Genomic DNA, 17,169 nt, shown 5'->3' with positions numbered 1-17,169 from the left:
AAGTCGACTTCGTGTCTCGAAATATTCAATGAAATTTTTAGGTGAAAAGCATGCCAATTCCAGCAACAATCGGACAATTAAGAACAAATATTTCAGATATGAAGATCGCCTGTAACAGGAGAGGCAACTGCTTCCTATTCTAAATTCTTTTATTTTGTAAAAGTAGACAAGGGATTAGTCATCGCTGATAGGGTGTGTCAACACTCCATCTCTTGAGATGGCCTGAATGCCGGTAAGGTGATACAAGGGAAACCCTATTCAAAATGGCGCATGGCCGGTCAACAATGAGTGGGACATGTACGTAGTGAACTTTCCTACTCATCTGATCCAAGCAGGAAAGACAGGTGAAGATGTGTTCCACTTTATGGACGTAGCTACTTGGTGCCAGGATGCCCCTAGCATCTTAGTGCACTACGCCACAAGCGCAGCGAGAGTAGGCAGAGGACATGTAAAAGCTGTTGGTTGGAGATTTAATGCAAGTTCTCATACCTCTGCCAAATTAGCATGTTTCCGGCCAGTATTTGAATACAAGGAGGTATAGCAGATGGCAACAGTTGGAGAACGTTTATTGACTCCAGAAGTAGGTTGGAGAAGATACGAACAAGATGATTCGGCCTTATCCTATTCCGGTACATGGGTTATACAAACAAGCAATACCATGTCTGCTGGAAGTGCGATCTATGCGGAGAGGACTGGTGAAAATAAAGTCAGATTTGATTTCTATGGTACTAGGTTAAGAATTTTGGGTATGGCTAACAGTGGCTACCATCCTGATTTAAAAGTAGTAATTAACGGAGTGCCAGAAAGTTATAGTGCCGCCATTGGAAGTCAAAATCAGGGATCTATACTTCAGTACGAGAAATTAGGACTTGAACTAAAAAGGCACTCTGTTGAAATTTCTTCTACTGTTGAAGGTTACTGGTGGTATATTGACGCAATTGACATTGATTCAAATGGTCGCTTATTTCATCCTGACGAGGTAGCTAAAGTAAATGACCTTAAGGTAGGGAAACGCATTCGGTTTCATTACTCTGCTACATCCGGAACTGTAGGGAAATTTTTGGATGTAGGTATGGAAACAAGTAATTTTATACCTGTAGCTTCTTCTTCAAGTCCCAATGGCGATGGTTACTTTATTATGGTGGACACTGACCACCAGGGTAGAAAAGTTCTTCTTGCGGATAGAAATATTCAAAATAATATTAGTTGGGATGTCTTGAATACCGCTGGTGTCGCTAGTGGGAGCGGGCTACCATTAGAAGTACTTGAGGACCTGGTTCCGACCATGACTGGACAAACTACTGAGGGAGTAACTGTAACTGCAAGTGCGTATTTTGACAATGATATGCCTTGGAAAGCCTTTGACAACAATGTAATAGGCCAAGAAAGAAGTATCTGGTACGTGAATGGAACAGAAGCCCCAGTTGAAGGTCATTGGCTTAAGGTAGACTTTGGTAGTCAAAAGAAAATCAATTATCTCTCATTGATTGGGATGAAAATATCAACAGGCTACCTCAATAATTCAATCAAAGATTGGCAACTATTTGGTTCCGATGATGACAGTACCTACGAATTATTAACAGTAGGTACTGTGCCCAATATCGAAGACGCTAAGTTTGTCTACGAGTTTATCAATAATAAATCGTATCGGTATTACAGAATCAATGTATTAACTAGCTACAATAATTACGCTACTACGCAAATTGCAATCGTCGAAGCAGAACTTGCCGAAAGGAAACACGACAGCGCCTTCACCTTCCGTCTCCCGACTGGTGGTGTAAATGCTACAGATAAAGACAACGAATGGGATAGATACATGATCGATGACCGCGTCTGGAATAACTTGAATCACGGTTCATGGACCAGTACAACTGATCAATCCAATTCAAAGGCCCGCGTGATTCGAGGATATAACGGCCTTACAAACTGGACATCTGGGTCAACAGATCTTACAGCGCCAGGTAGAGGCTTCCGTCCAGTTATGCTGATTGAGTCAATAAACAATAGATTCCTCATACTAGACGGTACAGACGTGAAAACGTACACTTCTTCCGGCTGGGAAACCGTTGGTCCTGCTCCCCCTACAGACGATATGTTTCTAAATAAAGGCATGCTCGATCTCACTGCGTGTACCCTACATTTGAATGATTTAATAAACAAACCCTCCATAAAAATCCTTGTTTCGAAACCAAATAGAGAGCCCGCAGTCGCTCATCTTACTGGAGTTCCTGCACCAAGAGTCGTGAAAATGAAGAATGATATTAGCTTTCTCGACGTAGCTAAAATCAACTCTTTAACCTTATCAGGTACAGAGAAAGGCGTTTTAAGAGTAGCAATAAGTACAGACAGTGGAACAACATGGGAAGCAAAACAAAAAGATGGTCCGTGGATAACAGTTGATGTTAATAACTCCATTGATTTCAAACAAAAAGCAATGACAGTAGGCGATTTCAATAGCATCTCTGAATGGGACGAGAAGCTAGGTCAAGCAAGAAACTTGCGATGCGCGTTCTACTTCGAACAGTCATCAACTACTGATGAAACAAGTCTAGACTCCCTTACCATGGATGTGGACTTACTAGATTCCTGGGACATGGCGATGCCCGGAGTAGATTACAAATATGGGTATAACCGAAATACAAATCTGCGAGTCCTCTTGCTGTCGAGTGGAGACTACAAAATAAACGTTGGCTCTGGCAGCGGCAGTGGCTCCACGCTCACAGAAGTAGATGGAGGTACTTTTTAATGACACTACCAATCAAACTCAAACGCGGTTTAAAAGCCAAACTCCCCTCCGCTGCATCAGCGGGGGAACCTCTTTTTACAACCGATACTCATGAGCTTTTTGTCGGAACAGGTGAAAGTGTAGTGCCAATAGCAGTATCTGATCCCACTCTTGCAAACCGTGTAGAAGAACTTGAAATGCACAGAAGTACCGTCGTCAATTCCTACTCCGAAGAATTTGATACATTGGCCTTTGTCGACTCCGAAAAGACAACAGCTGGAATTGTAGGGGGAAGAGTAACTCCTACGGTTACCCCTGACTTTACTGAAGACTTCAGCACTACGAACTACTTTGACGAGTCAAATTCTATGGGAGTTACTGTTGACACAACCAACCGTCTCCTCAGGAACACATCCGGGATAAAAAATGGGATTTTTTACGCCAAGCCGATTACCATCCCGAGTACTGACAAAGTAACTATAAACGCTGTAGCCAACGAACCTAGCGCATACGCTTTCTCAGAAGCCACTCGCTTTTCTTATTCCGGAAGTGTTTTTTCGCAGCCTATGGGTTTTACAGACCGCGCGAATCGTACCTGGAAGGTGGCTCTAGTAAACGGCACAGGGATTTATGCAAAGGTAACAAATCCTGATGGCAGCCTGTCGTTTGAAGGAACGATCTTGCCATTCAAGGGGAATACCCATACGCTCCCTTTTCAAACGGTCGACTATGTCGTGGACTACAACAATCGCGTCTGGTTCTCTATTTCAAACACATCACTCGGTGGGGTCGTTGGTGTTGTTAATAGCGATGGCACCACTTTCAAAGATTGGTATACCCTATATATAGGATCAGGAACAGTGGTAGCAACTTCACTAACTGTAGATATTCAGAATAGAGTCTGGGCCTTTCATTCTGTTTCATCCTATACGCGCCTTCATGTTTTTAACAGTGATGGTATATTAGTTAAGGATATGACTAATATTCTATCATCCGGACCAACGCCTTACTTACGCTCAGTTTATGACCCAATAAGAAACCAAGTTGCTCTAGGTATAATGCACGGAAATTTTTTCAGAGCATATCTTTTTGACAGTTCATTTCGGATGATTCGAAATATACAACTAACGGTTGGGGGAGAAAACAGCTCGATTGACATGATGTATGACCCAGTCTTAGATAAATATGTTGCTATACAAACGATTTATACGAGCGCAACGACATCCTACTCAGTTAAACTCTATTCTCTTCATCCTGAAACACTGGCTCAAACCACTTCAGTCGCAAACATCAACGCAAATTGGGTTTCCAGACTAGTTGCTGACGGCTCAAATTACCATTTTGTGTACTCCTCAAATGTAGAGCTAAACAAATTATATCTCGCCACGTTCAAAGCTGCCGATTTATCCGTTATCGATTCTTCTGTAACAATCTCGACCTATGCCGGCAAGCATTATCCCTTCAAAGATAGCAACGGAGTTCTTCGTTCGTTATCGTTAACTTCTAGATACGAAACAAACCAATCCATTGATGAATATAGTTTTGGAGCGTCCAAAGCTACGGTTACTTTAGCGGTAACAAACAACAACGGACTAGATTGGATAAATGCGATTCCCGGCGAAGAGGTTACCTTCCCAACTCCCTCTACCTCACTACTATTACGAGCCAGATTAGACTCGCCTACTGCAAATCTATCTCCAGAGCTGTACGGGTATCGTGTGATTACAGGTACTCTTACAGGGGAGGTCATCCAAGAGTTTGTAAGCACCAAGCTCCCTTCTGTCTCTCCCATTGCCCATGCCTCGCTTACCGCTGACCAAACCCTTCAAGAAGGCTCGATAGACTGGTACCTGTCCAACAACGGCGGCGCTACTTGGGAATCCACAATCTTAGGACGCAAACATTCCTTCAAGAACCCGCTTTATGCAGATTTGCGGGTAAAAGCAGTCATCACCTCGCCTTCTGGCTCCGTGAAATCTCCTGTCATCTCTGGTTACACCATTACTAGTTCCAATCTATTACTCAACCCCGCCAAATCAGGAACCAATCTAACCGCCACCATGTCCGCCGACCAAAACCTATCCGCCCCCGACACCTTTACCAAAATCAATTTCAATACAACAACTCAAGACGAACTGCAAGAATTCGATAAAAACCAAAGTCGCTTTATTACAAAAGTACCGGGCGACTACTTAATCATTGGATCAACACGCATCAAAAGCCCAACAACCTCCCCCAACGGACTGCATCTAGACGTCCGAATCAACGGTCAACTCCATAAAGTACTCAACAGCATCGTTTCCTATTCCAACCATGCCTGGTGCTTAAACGGCTCAAGCATCGTCCGCCTACAGCCCGGCGACTACGTAGAGCTTTTCGGCTACTCGTTTTTTGCCAATGGCGTCGTAGAAGCACTCCCCACCTATTCTTACTTCCAAATCAAGCAGTTGTGGTAGATCATTTTCACTTAAAACACCGTGAGAAATTCCCCAAACTGTCTACTCTATATATAAGACCTCACAAGAGAAAGCAGGTGAACAAACGGATGATCCAAACACTACTCAACTCTTCCACACTCCCCTTGGTAGTATCCAGTGTGCTGACGGCAATCGTCACCTATCTGGTTGCTCGTCACAACAACAAGAAAGAGTTGATGATTACAGACAGGCAACAAATCTCGCAGGAAAACCAGCAAATTCGCCAGGAGCTGCGCCAGGAAATGGACAAGCTTCGGGAAGAACTCCATGTTTGGCGCAACCGTTGCATGGAGCTTGAAACCATCGTGCAGGAGTGGCGAGATAAATACACGACGCTGGTAGTAGAAAGACAACAGCTAGAGTACCGTGTCAAAGAGCTGGAGACCGAACTCAAAACGTACATGCAAGCGAGGATTTCCTAGATGCTGTGTCGTTAACCACAAAGGTGACACCTACCTTCCTTGGGGCGAAATCTCACCCCGCGAATTAACTCCCTTCCAAATGCATGACGGCTGGATGTTTGTTTATCAGCCTTGATCGCCTCTGACTCCCCGAACCACGCCCCGCTTTAAAAACAAAAGGAGGAACAACCTTTGATTGACATAGACCAATTCATTCACAGCTTGAGTCTGCTAACTTTTATGGCGATCTTGATTGAAGCCGTAACCGAAATTTTAAAGAATGCCTTCCCCGTACTAAAAGACCGCTCCACTTACATCCTCTCTATCCTCATCGGCATTTCGCTCTCCCTCGCTTTTCAAGTCAACCCCTTTGGTCTTGATGGCAGCGGCTACTACGTTTCTGCCGTGCTGGCTGGTATCCTCACCAGCCGTGGAGCGAACTACCTTAATAGCTTTGTGAAAAAGCTAAATACATCCTCGAAGCAATAGCCTCTTCGCAAAAACAAAAGCACCTGACCCGATGCAATCTCTTTCGCATCAGGGCAGGTGCTTCTTCTCTTTTTCTCTCTATACTTCCTCTATCAACCGCGCCAACAAGGTAGCGCGCGTCGATATTTCTCCCAGTTCGATCCATTCATCCGGCGAGTGGGCATAGCCACCCTTTACACCAAGTCCATCCAGTGTCGGGACTCCGCAAGCAGCAGCGAAGTTGCCATCGCTTACTCCACCTGTCCCCGACTCTTCCAAAACCATCCCTAGTTCATTGATGCTAATAGCTTGTGCGAGGGAAAATAATTTGCCTGTCTCTTCGGTTCGCTCCATCGGCGGTCGGCGAATGCCTCCCTTTACGATGATGTTTGTACCGGCGAGCACTGGCGTAAGCTCACTCATTACCTTCTCGATGCGTAATGCCTCTTCCATCGAGATAAACCTCACATCTACTTCTGCTTCAGCCGAATCGGCTACGACATTGGAGCCGATTCCGCCCTTGATGACGCCTACATTGACCGTCGTTCCTTTCTCGTAATCGGTCAAGGCATGCAGAAATTGCACCTGTCGCGCCAGCTCTTCAATGGCAGAGACACCTTTTTGATGATCGACGCCAGCGTGTGAAGAAATGCCACTGACTGCCACGGTAAAGAAGGCGCTTCCCTTCCGCCATGTTTTGAGTGCGCCGCTCGGTTCGGTTGGCGGCTCCAATACAAAGCTCGCCACCGAACGCGCTGCCTCCTCTTCAACCAGACTGCGAGAAGTCGGGCTGCCAATCTCTTCGTCACTGTTTAACAGGAGCACAATTTTTTTATCTGTAGGCAGGCGACCCAGCTTCACCAATGCACGCATCGCAAACATCGCTTGCAAAACGCCCGCTTTCATATCGTATACGCCTGGTCCGTACGCTTTCTCATCCTGAATGGTAAACGGTCGGCGAGCCGCCTCTCCTTCTAGCCATACGGTATCGTAGTGACCGATGATGAGGATTTGCTTTTCCCCTTCACCCAGCGTACAACGCACCTGATCGCCATACGTCGCATTCGGGATCAGCTCTGCGACTCCACCTGTCAGCCGTTGAAATTGCAGAGCAAACCAGCCCGCCATGCGGTCTCCCAACTGTTTGTCACGAGAAGGTGAGTCCATGTTGACTGCCTCTTCGAGTAGCTGTAGATAGTGCGTCATATTCTCTTGTACATACGTGTGGATTGACATAGTGCCTCTTCCTTAGTGAGATTGTGAATTGAGTCCGAACAGGCGCTCTAGTCCGTACACTTTTTCCAACAAGACGATGAACACCAGGCTCAGCAGGATAACCACCGAGGAAATGGAAGCCACCAACGGATCAAGTGTTTCCTGCATATAGGTGAAAATCGCGAGTGGCAGCGTCGTCGTATCCGGTGCCACCAGGAATAAGGAAACCGTCACATTGTCAAACGACGTCAAGAACGAAAAGATCATCCCCGACACGATGGCCGGACGCAACAGTGGCAACGTAATATCCCAGAACACCCGAAGCGGATGGGCACCCAGCATGTATCCCGCTTTTTCCAACGTATAATCGAACGAGCTAAGCCCTGTGAGCACCAGCCTTACGACATACGGAATCGAGATCAGCATGTGTGCTAGCAAAAGCCCCGTAAACGTCCCTGCGATACCAATTCGCGTGAAAAACAGCAGCGCGGAAATCCCGATAATGAGCGAAGGAACGGTGAGCGGTGAAAGCATCAATGCGTTGATGATGCCACTCCCACGAAACTTGTATTTGGACAGCGCGAAAGCAGCTAATGTCCCTAAGAAAGTCGCCAAAATCGCCGTTACCGTAGCTAGCTTGAGACTGAACCACAGCGAATCGATGAACTCTGGCCGATCCAAAATCATTTCATACCACTGCCACGAAAACCCTTCCGGCGGAAAAGCGAGGTACCCGGCTGCTGTAAAGGAGCTCGGGATAATGACCAGGAACGGCAGATTGACCAAAACAAGCACAAAGAACGTGATGAGTCCGAGTACGTTTATTTTTTTCATGACGCAAACACCTCTTTATACCGCTTGGTTTCAATCAGCTTCGTATACAAAGTCACCAATAGAATCGTGCTGCCCAAAAGCAGGAAGGCAAGTGCCGCACCCAAAGGCCAGTTCAGTGTCGCCATGATTTGCTCATAGGCAATGACAGGCAAGACCTTCACGGAAGTGCCACCCATCAAGGCAGGTGTCACAAAGGCACTCATCGACAAACTGAACACCAGTGTCGTACCGGCAATAATCCCCGGCAAGCACAAGGGTAACGTCACACTGAAAAACGTACGCATGCGGGAAGCACCCAAAATCGATGCCGCCTTATTCAGGGACGGATCAATTGCATACAAGCTGGTTGCAATCGCTAGAACCATGTAGGCAATGAAGGAATCCGTCAGACCGATCACAATACCCAGCTCGTTGTACAACAGCCGCAACGGTTGATCGATCAGACCCAGACTGATCAACGTTTCATTAATCCACCCTTTTTCCCCCAAAACCACTACCCAACCGAAGTTGCGAATAACAACACTGATGAGGTGAGGGGCCAGGATCAGCATCGTAACGATTCCACGCATTTTCCCTGTAGCCTGCGCCATGTACATCGCTACAGGGAATCCAAGCAAGAGGCTTGCCAGTACCGTCCAGAGACTCACGCGAATCGTCCGCCAAAGAATCTCCAAGTAGTACGGATCTTGTACAAATAATGAATAATTGTGCAAAGAGAACGCCTGATTCTCATCCTGAAAGCTGAGCATAAGCATCATCAGCATTGGTAGGATGAATACTCCAAGCAGCAAAATCATCGCAGGTGCTGTCAACAACGTAACCGAGAGACGCTTGCTCATCCGTCATCCCCTTCCTGCGGGCATGACCAGTACGTCGTCCGCATTCCATTGACAGTAAACCGTTTGACCCTCTTCGCGTTCTACCGATTTATCGGTCATTTGAACTTTTACCGAAATCGTATGCTCCCCGGCCTTGACCTCACATTCTGTGTACGAGCCCAGGAAGGAAGCAAGCTGCAAATGTCCTTTTACTCGATTCGCTTCGTCACTAACTGCTGTATCGGTCAGCTTGATTTTCTCTGGTCGGATAAAAATGATCACTTTTTCATGGAGTGCCACTGTTCGCTGTTGCTTTGCCGCCTTCACAAGCATTCCACCGGTAGTACGCAATGTAAGTACATCCCCATCCATTCCGATGACTTCCCCTTCCAAACGGTTCGTCTTACCAATGAAGGTATGTACGAATTCAGAAGCGGGCTGATTATATATCTCTAGTGGCGTACCGATTTGCTCTACGAATCCGTGATTCATGACCACGATGCGATCAGAGAGCGCCAGCGCCTCTTCTTGGTCATGTGTAACAAAAATAGTCGTAACGCCAATTTCGTGATGTAAGCGCTTTAATTCATCGCGCAGCTCTTCGCGAAGTTTTGCATCCAGGTTACTGAGCGGCTCATCCAACAGCAGGAGCGACGGCTCAATAACAAGCGCCCGCGCTATCGCAATCCGCTGACGTTGTCCGCCAGAGAGCTGTTTCGGGTAACGGTCTGCTACGTTTGGCAGCTTCACCAGAGACAGTACGCGATTCACACGCTCTTGCATTTCTTGTTTGTTCACTTTGCGCAATTTCAAGCCGTAGGCGATGTTTTCCGCCACAGTCATATGCGGGAACAACGAGTACGTCTGGAACACCATTCCCAGCTCTCGTTTGTACGGAGGAACGCCATTCATTCGCTGCCCCTTGATCAAGAGGTCTCCGCCATCCGGGTCCAAAAAACCGGCAATCATATTCAAGGTCGTGGTCTTACCGCAACCAGATGGGCCGAGAAACGAGATGAATTCGCCTTGCTCCACCTGCAGGTTGAAGTTTTGAACCACGACATTGCTTTGAAATTTTTTCATGATGCCGCGCAGTTCAACGTCAATCACCTTGGTCACGTGAATACCTACTTTCCTGTTTTAGGTGCGATTTCTTTGTTAAAGCGATCTAGCCAAGCAGATGTTGCCTTGCTCACTACGCCATAGTCGAAGTTCACCACTTTTGTACGATCGAATTCCAATGTTTTCGCTACATCGTCTGGTAGCTTCACAGATGTTGCTGGATTGTAGTACAGCTTCGTTGCGTACATCGTTTGAATTTCATCTGTCAAAAGGAACTCGACGAATGCTTTAGCCGCTTTTGGACTCTTCGAACCTTTTACCAGCGTAGCTACGTTTGGTACGATGTTTCCGCCCTCTTCAGGGAAAACGAACTCCAATGGTACGCCTGCTTCTTTTTGTGTCAAGCTGCGCGCCATCGTCCAAGTGGTGTAGGCTGCGCTCTTGTTTTGCAGATTTTGCTGAAGCTGTGCAGCACTCTTCGCAAAGGTCGGCATGTATCCTGCAATCGTTTCCATTTGTTTGAAGCCTTGTTCGATATCTTTCTCAGACCCGCCATTTGCGTACGCCAGCATGATCATCGCAGAGCGTCCGAAGTTGCTCGCTACGTCTGTCATCGTGATGTAGCCCTTCACTTCAGGCTTGGCGAGGTCATTCCAGGACTTCGGTACAGGCAAGCCTTTTTCTTTTACCAGGTCCGCATTGTAGGAAATCCCCATCGGCGTGAAGTTTACGACTACACCGCTATCCTCGGTTACACGCAAATCTTCCGGTACGTTTTTCATGTTCGGGATATCGGTTGCGGATACGGTTTCCCACAAGCCTTCTTGACGTCCCTTCTCTTGTTCGCCGCCCTCAATAATCGTCAGGTCGATTTGCGGAGCATTTTTCTGTGCCTTAACCTTCGCTACGATCTCCGTGGAAACGCCAGAAACATAGGTCAGCTTTACATTCGGATACTTCTCGTTAAACTTCTTGAACACTTCATCCTTCATCATCTTTTCAACTGTCGCGCCGTTTCCTGCCACAACCAGTGTGTCTTCCAGCTGAGCTTGTGCTTCGGTGCCGCTATTGTTGCCAGCAGCCGGTGCAGGAGCAGATGTTTGCGGCGTGGAAGAGCCACATCCAGCCAGCAAGGAACCAGCCAAAGCGAAAATGGACAAGACGGATAATGCCTTTTTCTTCATGTAAGTTCGACCCCCGATTGTCTGTTTTGTTCACGAATAGAGAACAACGTTTCCTATTTGAGAACGATAATGTTATACTAGCATAAAGATACTGACTATTCAAGGTAGTCGTACTAGAAGCATCATTGCCCCAATTACAGGCTTGTCAGCATTCTTTCTAATGGTAAAATAACTTCAATCGAGACTCTTCTTTTAGAGGGGCTACTGTACGTTAAAGGAGACGTTTGTATGGACCAAGTATTGTCTTCTGTTCGAAATGGCTGTCGGCTGTTAAAAATATTTCTCGATTCGCCAAAGGAACTCGGGGTAACGGAGCTCAGTAAAAAGCTCCAGCTTTCCAAGGGAGCCGTTCACAAGCTCCTGTCCACGCTGGAGTCTGAAGGCTTTATCCGCCAAAATGAAAAAACCAAGCAGTATACGCTTGGCTACACGCTTTTGGAGCTGGGTACTAAGGTACTCACGAATCACGATATCGTTGATTTTTCCAAACCATTCTTGGACCAGCTTGTCTCACGGACAAATGAATTGGCTGTATTATGTGTACAAGATTCCAAGGACGCGATATATGTAGCCAAAGAGGATTCGCTTCATCCAGTTCGCTTTACCGTAGAATCCTTCCGGCGTTTTCCTCTTTACTCTACCTCCGCCGCCAGGGTTTTGCTCGCCTATCAGCCGGAGGAGTTTCAAGATGAGATTTTGCAGGAACACCCGCTGAAAAGCTACACGCCTCATTCGTACACGTCGGTCGAGCAAATCAAAGAGGACTTGGTGGCGATCCGCGAGCAGGGCTATGAAATCAGCTCGAATCGACGCAATACAGGCGTGACCGGAATCGCTGCCCCGATTTTTGATTCAACTGGACACGTAACTGCATCCGTCAGTGTCATCGGTCCCTCTGACCGCGTGATGCCGAAAAAAGAAGAGATTTTGCAAGAAACGCTAGCGACGGTACGTGCGATGTCAGCTCAGCTAGGGTATCGAATGTCTTAAAATCAGCTTGAGCTGCCATGAAAAAACCTCCTGTTCATCAGTCTGCTTCGATGACAGGAGGTTTCTCTTTATGTGGACTTACTCAGTTGTTCCACGGCCATTCAGGCTGCTCCCCTCCGGCATTTCTTCCAACCGCTCCAGATGAACATGCCAGCCATGCTGCTACCTGGTCCGGTTTGGTTAGCCCTGTCCAGACTCTTTCGAGCGGATACTTCAGAAAATGTTCAAAACGTACGTCCCACCTTCGATATTCTGCACCTCGACTTCCATAATATCGAAAAACGACAAGCAATTCAAAAGAGAAACATATTACAGAAAAATGAGTCTAATATATAAAGTGAGCAGTGCGTTAGGGGGGCTTTTATGCCAATTTGGGCATTCTTATTAACCATTGTTGGTGGCTTGATCGTATTTGGAATAATTTATGACCAGATCAACAAAAGAAAAAAGAAAAAGACTCCCAAGAACTTGAGTAGCTCCCAGATGGTGTACACAGAGAACTATCTAAACGACGTACGTAACGATATTAGTGGACCACAATAAAAATGTAGCCCGCCTCCTAAGGGAGAACGGGCTGCATTTTTTCATCTACGTAACCATCCGCTTTGCATTCCAAGGGCTTCATTCCTTTTACAACCAACGCCTGTGACACTCTGGCTGAGCTCCCTTCTCTATGCCTTTCTCAAATAAGGTTCCCATGCACGTTTCAACAGACAAATTCCAGCCTCAATCTCCTCGATGGTCTGCCCCCCGAACCCAAACTGAAAAGTCGGAAGTCCATTTTCCTGCGGATGAATCCATTTGTGTGAGGTTGGATAGACGCGAATGCCGGACGCAGCTGCAATATGCGCCAACTGTTGTGGAGTGCACTCGCTTTTCACCTCTACCGTCACGGACAGCCCGGCATCCTGACCCTTGACCCAGATATTCGCCCCAAAGTGTTCCTGCAAACACTGAAGCAACGCACCATGCTTTTTACGGTAAAGCGTCCGCATCTTGCGAATATGCCGCTCCCAATCGCCATTTTTCATGAACAAGGCCAGCGTCTCCTGATGAATACGCGATGCCGACTGGTCAAAATCCGCCAATTTCTCCTGATACACCGCCAATAACGCTTGCGGCAAAACCATATAGCTCATCCGAATCGACGGCAGCAGAGCCTTGGAGAACGTCCCCAAATAAATGACGCGTCCCTGCGTATCCACCCCTTGGAGGGAAGGAATCGGCTTGCCATGATAGCGAAACTCACCATCGTAGTCATCCTCCATGATGTAGCTCCCTGTCTGATTCGCCCAGTGTAGCAGCTTTAGCCGTTTGGCATACGGCATGACAATTCCAGAAGGGTCCTGATGAGACGGGGTGATATAAACCAGCTGCGCTCCACTCTCACTGAGCGCTTCCACATCAATCCCATCCTCCGCCAGCTTGATCGGGCGCACGTCATAGCCCAAATGAGAAAACACGGCACGTACACCGTGATAACCCGGCTCTTCCATTGCAACTGCCTGTCCCCGTGTCCCGAACAGGAACCCCAATAAGCTGATCATCACCTGTGTCCCCGCACCGATCACAATTTGTTCCGGCGTAGCTTGTACACCCCGGGCACGTCCGAGATAGCGTGCGAGCTCCTCCCTCAGCTGCGGCTCGCCTTGTCGGTCGCCGTAGTAGAGCACATGCTTGTTTTCTTCCTGCATGCATTGGTTAGTGTACTTGCGCCAACGGTCAAAAGGAAAGTGCTCGGCATCTACGCGCGCTTGGTGAAAATCATACAGGACCGGGACTGATGAAGGCGTAGGTGGAAGCGTTTGGACGTGAGCCGTTTTAACTGGTTGCTGCCCCTTCCCACTTGGCATTGGCCCATCCCAGTCCACATCGACCACATAAAATCCGCTGCGCTCCCGACTCTCGATATAGCCTTCTGCCATGAGCTGGTGATAGGCGCTCTCGACAGTCGTTTTACTCACATGCAAAAATCCGCTCAATGCCCGAACAGAAGGCAGACGCGTCCCGGAAATCAAGCGCCTCCCTTGGATTTCTGTACAAAAATAGCGATAAAGCTGTAGATAGAGAGACTCGCTCCCTTCTACAAAGCGGGGACTAATATCTAGCAAGCTCCATCCTCCTCGCTGACCAAATGAAAAACCGATGGAGATAAAAATCCCCATCGGTACTCACGTTTCTATTACGCCAAATACGCCTCTCTTACCTGCGGATTCATCAATAATGTCTGGGCGTCGTCTTTCAAAATAATTTCACCTGTCTGAATCACATAACCACGATGCGCGACAGACAGCGCCTGATTCGCATTTTGCTCGACCAAAAGAATGGTCATGCCTTCCTTGTTCAGCTCCGTAACGATTTCAAAAATCTGCTCCACCAGAATCGGCGCCAATCCCATCGACGGTTCATCGAGCATGAGAATTTTTGGCTTCATCATCAGGCCACGCGCAATCGCCAGCATTTGCTGCTCGCCACCGGACATCGTGCCACCTTTTTGACTAACCCGTTCCTTCAGTCGCGGAAAGTAAGCAAAGGCACGCTCAATTCCTTCTTCGATCACCTTTTTATCCGATACACTAAACGCACCCATCTCCAAATTCTCGCGTACAGTCAGCTTGGGAAAAATACGGCGGCCTTCCGGAACGTGGGCGATTCCTGCTAAGGCAATATCATGTGTACGCATTTGTGTAATGTCTTTGCCATTAAAGATGACTTTTCCTTCTTTGGCTCGTGTTTGCGCACAAATCGTTTTCAACGTGGTCGATTTCCCTGCCCCGTTGGAACCGATCAGCGTCACCACTTCGCCTTCGTTTACCGTCATGCTCAATCCTTTTAATGCGTGGATGCCGCCGTAATACGTATGAACGTTAGTCAACTCTAACAATGCCATCGATTTTCCTCCTTCTACGACACGTCCGACGCACTTTTTCCGAGATAGGCCTCAATGACGTTAGGGTTGTTGCGGATTTGTTCGGGTGTTCCTTCTGCAATTTTTTTGCCGTAATCCAGTACGTGAATGTATTCGCTGAGTCCCATGACCAGCTTCATGTCATGCTCGATCAGGATGATCGTCAAATCGAGCTCTTTTTTCAGCCGACGAATAAAATCTGTCATTTCTACCGTTTCACGAGGGTTCATCCCTGCCGCCGGTTCATCAAGCAAAATGATTTGCGGATTAGTCGCCATCGCCCGAGCAATTTCCAATCGTCGTTGCAATCCGTAAGGCAGACTCCCCGCCGCTTCATTCGCAATATGGGCGATCCCGACATACTCCATGAGCTGATAAGCCTCGACGCGCGTCCGCTCTTCCTCCTGGCGTACACGCTTAGAGTTGAACAAAATCCCGAGGATTCCAGCCGATAAACGGCTATGCACACCGACCATGACATTTTCCAAGGCCGTCATTTCTTTGAACAGACGAATATTTTGAAAGGTGCGGGTAATTCCCCGACTTGCAATCTGGTCAGGCCGAAGCTTCTTGATACTTTTGCCATTCAGCAGGATTTCTCCCTCGTCTGGCTCGTAAAATCCGGTAATCATATTGAAAAAAGTCGTTTTTCCGGCCCCATTCGGACCGATGACCGCCGTAATGCTTCCTTTTTCGATGCCAATCGAAACGTCTTGATTGGCTACCAAGCCGCCAAAGCGCTTCGTTAAATTTTTTGCTTCTAACAATGCCATGCTCATATCCCTCCTCGTCCGCTATGACTGTTTCCCAGAAGTCAATTGGGACAGTCTGCCGAGAATCCCCAGCTTTTCTTTGCCAAACTCGCTATTTTTGATCGCATCGAGATCGTTTTTCTTCCGTTTGGCCGGAATCAATCCGTTAGGACGATACAAGGCTACGAGAATGAGCATAATTCCGAAAATGAGTCGCTGGAACTTGGATGGGTCCAGCTGGTTAGGCAAACTGATGATCCCTGCGTTTTGCAGACCGTGCAGGAAGTTGGAGAATTCTTTTAACAGCTGTACCTGCAAAATCGTGACAAAAGCGGCACCAAGTACAACCCCTGGAATGCTGCCACTACCACCCAGAATGACCATGACCAATATCCCGATCGATTCCATCAGCGTAAAGGAAGTAGGATCGATAAACGTCTGCTTGGCCGCAAAGATAACACCGACGACACCAGCGAAGGAAGCACCCAATGCAAATGCAGCCAGCTTGGTATTCAACAAGGAAATCCCCATCGACTGGGCAGCCAGCTCGTCCTCACGTACCGCAATCCATGCACGTCCCAAACGCGAATGCTCAAAGCGTATATTCGCCAAAACGATAAAGGCAATTACAAACAAGACGATGAAGTAAAAGTAAAACGGCGTCCCCATTTTGATCCCAAACAGCTCAGGAGACGGAATTGGCGTGATTCCCTGCGGACCGTTGGTGATGTTGATGGGCTTGTCCAGGTTGTTGAAGACAATGCGAATGATTTCACCGAAGCCCAAGGTCACGATCGCGAGGTAATCCCCTTTTACTCTGAGAACTGGCAATCCTAGCAATATTCCGAAAATAGCAGCCACAATCAAGCCGACAATGAGAAATGGCCAAAACCACTCACCGGAGAGCGGGAACAGATTCCCTGCAATAAACTCATTCGCTTGCGAGGTCGAGAAAATCGCATATGCATACGCCCCGGCTGCAAAAAATGCGACGTAACCCAAGTCAAGCAGACCAGCAAAGCCTACTACGATATTTAAGCCCAAAGCCATCGCTACGTAGATTCCTACCTGTGAAGCTACTTCCATGTAGTATCGGTTTTCACCCGCTACCAACGGAATGATCAGAAGGAGAACCACAGCACCAATCACCATTTTGATCGTTTTGGAGGCATTGGTGTAATAGACAAGCACAATGGAAGAAAGAATGCCGAGAAACGCGATGACCGATTTATCCATGAGGTACAACGCGGCAGAAAAAGCTACAATCCAGATCAACGTGAATACGAGCGGAATGCCTTTAAATGATTTCCAAGCGAGATTCGCCATTTATTTCAC

Annotated in this window: 14 protein-coding genes; 5 read left to right on the top strand and 9 right to left on the bottom strand. The window is 47.4% G+C overall.

The window, feature by feature from the left end; genetic code table 11:
• Nucleotides 1–544 precede the first annotated feature (544 nt).
• The 4 genes from C7R93_RS23345 to C7R93_RS23330 all read left to right on the top strand — a co-directional run bounded on the left by C7R93_RS23345 (nucleotide 545) and on the right by C7R93_RS23330 (nucleotide 6,092).
• A complete protein-coding gene (locus C7R93_RS23345; protein ID WP_106841061.1) occupies nucleotides 545–2,746 on the top strand; it encodes a discoidin domain-containing protein in 2,202 nt (733 codons plus the stop codon).
• Entirely contained in the window at nucleotides 2,746–5,181 is a 2,436-nt protein-coding gene (locus C7R93_RS23340; protein ID WP_106841060.1) for a hyaluronate lyase N-terminal domain-containing protein, read from the top strand. Before C7R93_RS23345 ends, C7R93_RS23340 begins: the two co-directional genes overlap by 1 nt.
• Nucleotides 5,182–5,270: 89 nt before the next feature.
• The gene (locus tag C7R93_RS23335; protein WP_017249740.1) at nucleotides 5,271–5,624 is read left to right on the top strand and encodes a hypothetical protein; all 354 of its coding nucleotides are present in this window, start codon (nucleotides 5,271–5,273) and stop codon (nucleotides 5,622–5,624) included.
• Nucleotides 5,625–5,795: 171 nt separating this feature from the next.
• Complete coding sequence (locus tag C7R93_RS23330) at nucleotides 5,796–6,092, top strand: hypothetical protein (RefSeq protein ID WP_106841059.1); 297 nt, start codon at nucleotides 5,796–5,798, stop codon at nucleotides 6,090–6,092.
• Nucleotides 6,093–6,170: 78 nt separating this feature from the next.
• Here the strand turns inward: C7R93_RS23330 and C7R93_RS23325 are convergent, their stop codons facing one another.
• Genes C7R93_RS23325 through C7R93_RS23305 form a run of 5 tightly spaced genes read right to left on the bottom strand, consistent with a single transcriptional unit; the run spans nucleotide 6,171 to nucleotide 11,184 of the window.
• Nucleotides 6,171–7,307 (bottom strand): M20 family metallopeptidase, encoded by a 1,137-nt coding sequence (locus tag C7R93_RS23325; protein WP_106841058.1) that lies wholly within the window; start codon nucleotides 7,305–7,307, stop codon nucleotides 6,171–6,173.
• Between the two features lie 12 nt (nucleotides 7,308–7,319).
• Nucleotides 7,320–8,120, bottom strand: coding sequence for an ABC transporter permease (locus C7R93_RS23320; RefSeq protein ID WP_106841057.1), 801 nt, complete (start codon nucleotides 8,118–8,120; stop codon nucleotides 7,320–7,322).
• A complete protein-coding gene (locus tag C7R93_RS23315; RefSeq protein ID WP_106841056.1) occupies nucleotides 8,117–8,959 on the bottom strand; it encodes an ABC transporter permease in 843 nt (280 codons plus the stop codon). Before C7R93_RS23315 ends, C7R93_RS23320 begins: the two co-directional genes overlap by 4 nt.
• Nucleotides 8,960–8,962: 3 nt before the next feature.
• Nucleotides 8,963–10,057: an ABC transporter ATP-binding protein gene (locus tag C7R93_RS23310; RefSeq protein WP_106841055.1), complete on the bottom strand. Its 1,095-nt coding sequence runs from the start codon at nucleotides 10,055–10,057 to the stop codon at nucleotides 8,963–8,965.
• Nucleotides 10,058–10,065: 8 nt separating this feature from the next.
• On the bottom strand, nucleotides 10,066–11,184 hold the full coding sequence (locus tag C7R93_RS23305; protein WP_106841054.1) for an ABC transporter substrate-binding protein: 1,119 nt from the start codon (nucleotides 11,182–11,184) through the stop codon (nucleotides 10,066–10,068).
• A gap of 228 nt (nucleotides 11,185–11,412) precedes the next feature.
• On the opposite strand from C7R93_RS23305, the gene C7R93_RS23300 reads away from it, so the two are divergent.
• Nucleotides 11,413–12,174 carry an IclR family transcriptional regulator gene (locus C7R93_RS23300; protein WP_106841053.1) on the top strand — a complete coding sequence of 254 codons (762 nt, stop codon included), beginning with the start codon at nucleotides 11,413–11,415 and terminating at the stop codon, nucleotides 12,172–12,174.
• Between the two features lie 671 nt (nucleotides 12,175–12,845).
• Here C7R93_RS23300 and pdxR read toward each other — a convergent pair.
• The 4 genes from pdxR to C7R93_RS23270 all read right to left on the bottom strand — a co-directional run bounded on the left by pdxR (nucleotide 12,846) and on the right by C7R93_RS23270 (nucleotide 17,160).
• Nucleotides 12,846–14,285 carry a MocR-like pyridoxine biosynthesis transcription factor PdxR gene (pdxR, locus tag C7R93_RS23285; protein ID WP_106841050.1) on the bottom strand — a complete coding sequence of 480 codons (1,440 nt, stop codon included), beginning with the start codon at nucleotides 14,283–14,285 and terminating at the stop codon, nucleotides 12,846–12,848.
• Nucleotides 14,286–14,356: 71 nt separating this feature from the next.
• Nucleotides 14,357–15,064, bottom strand: a complete 708-nt coding sequence (locus C7R93_RS23280; protein ID WP_106841049.1) for an ABC transporter ATP-binding protein — start codon at nucleotides 15,062–15,064, stop codon at nucleotides 14,357–14,359.
• Between the two features lie 14 nt (nucleotides 15,065–15,078).
• Complete coding sequence (locus C7R93_RS23275) at nucleotides 15,079–15,855, bottom strand: ABC transporter ATP-binding protein (protein ID WP_106841048.1); 777 nt, start codon at nucleotides 15,853–15,855, stop codon at nucleotides 15,079–15,081.
• A gap of 21 nt (nucleotides 15,856–15,876) precedes the next feature.
• The gene (locus C7R93_RS23270) at nucleotides 15,877–17,160 is read right to left on the bottom strand and encodes a branched-chain amino acid ABC transporter permease (protein ID WP_106841047.1); all 1,284 of its coding nucleotides are present in this window, start codon (nucleotides 17,158–17,160) and stop codon (nucleotides 15,877–15,879) included.
• Between the last annotated feature and the right edge of the window lie 9 nt (nucleotides 17,161–17,169).

The sequence above is a fragment of the Brevibacillus fortis genome, assembly GCF_003013395.1.
In the GTDB taxonomy this organism is placed as follows: Bacteria; Bacillota; Bacilli; order Brevibacillales; family Brevibacillaceae; genus Brevibacillus; species Brevibacillus fortis.
This window is presented reverse-complemented; position numbering and strand designations above follow the sequence as displayed.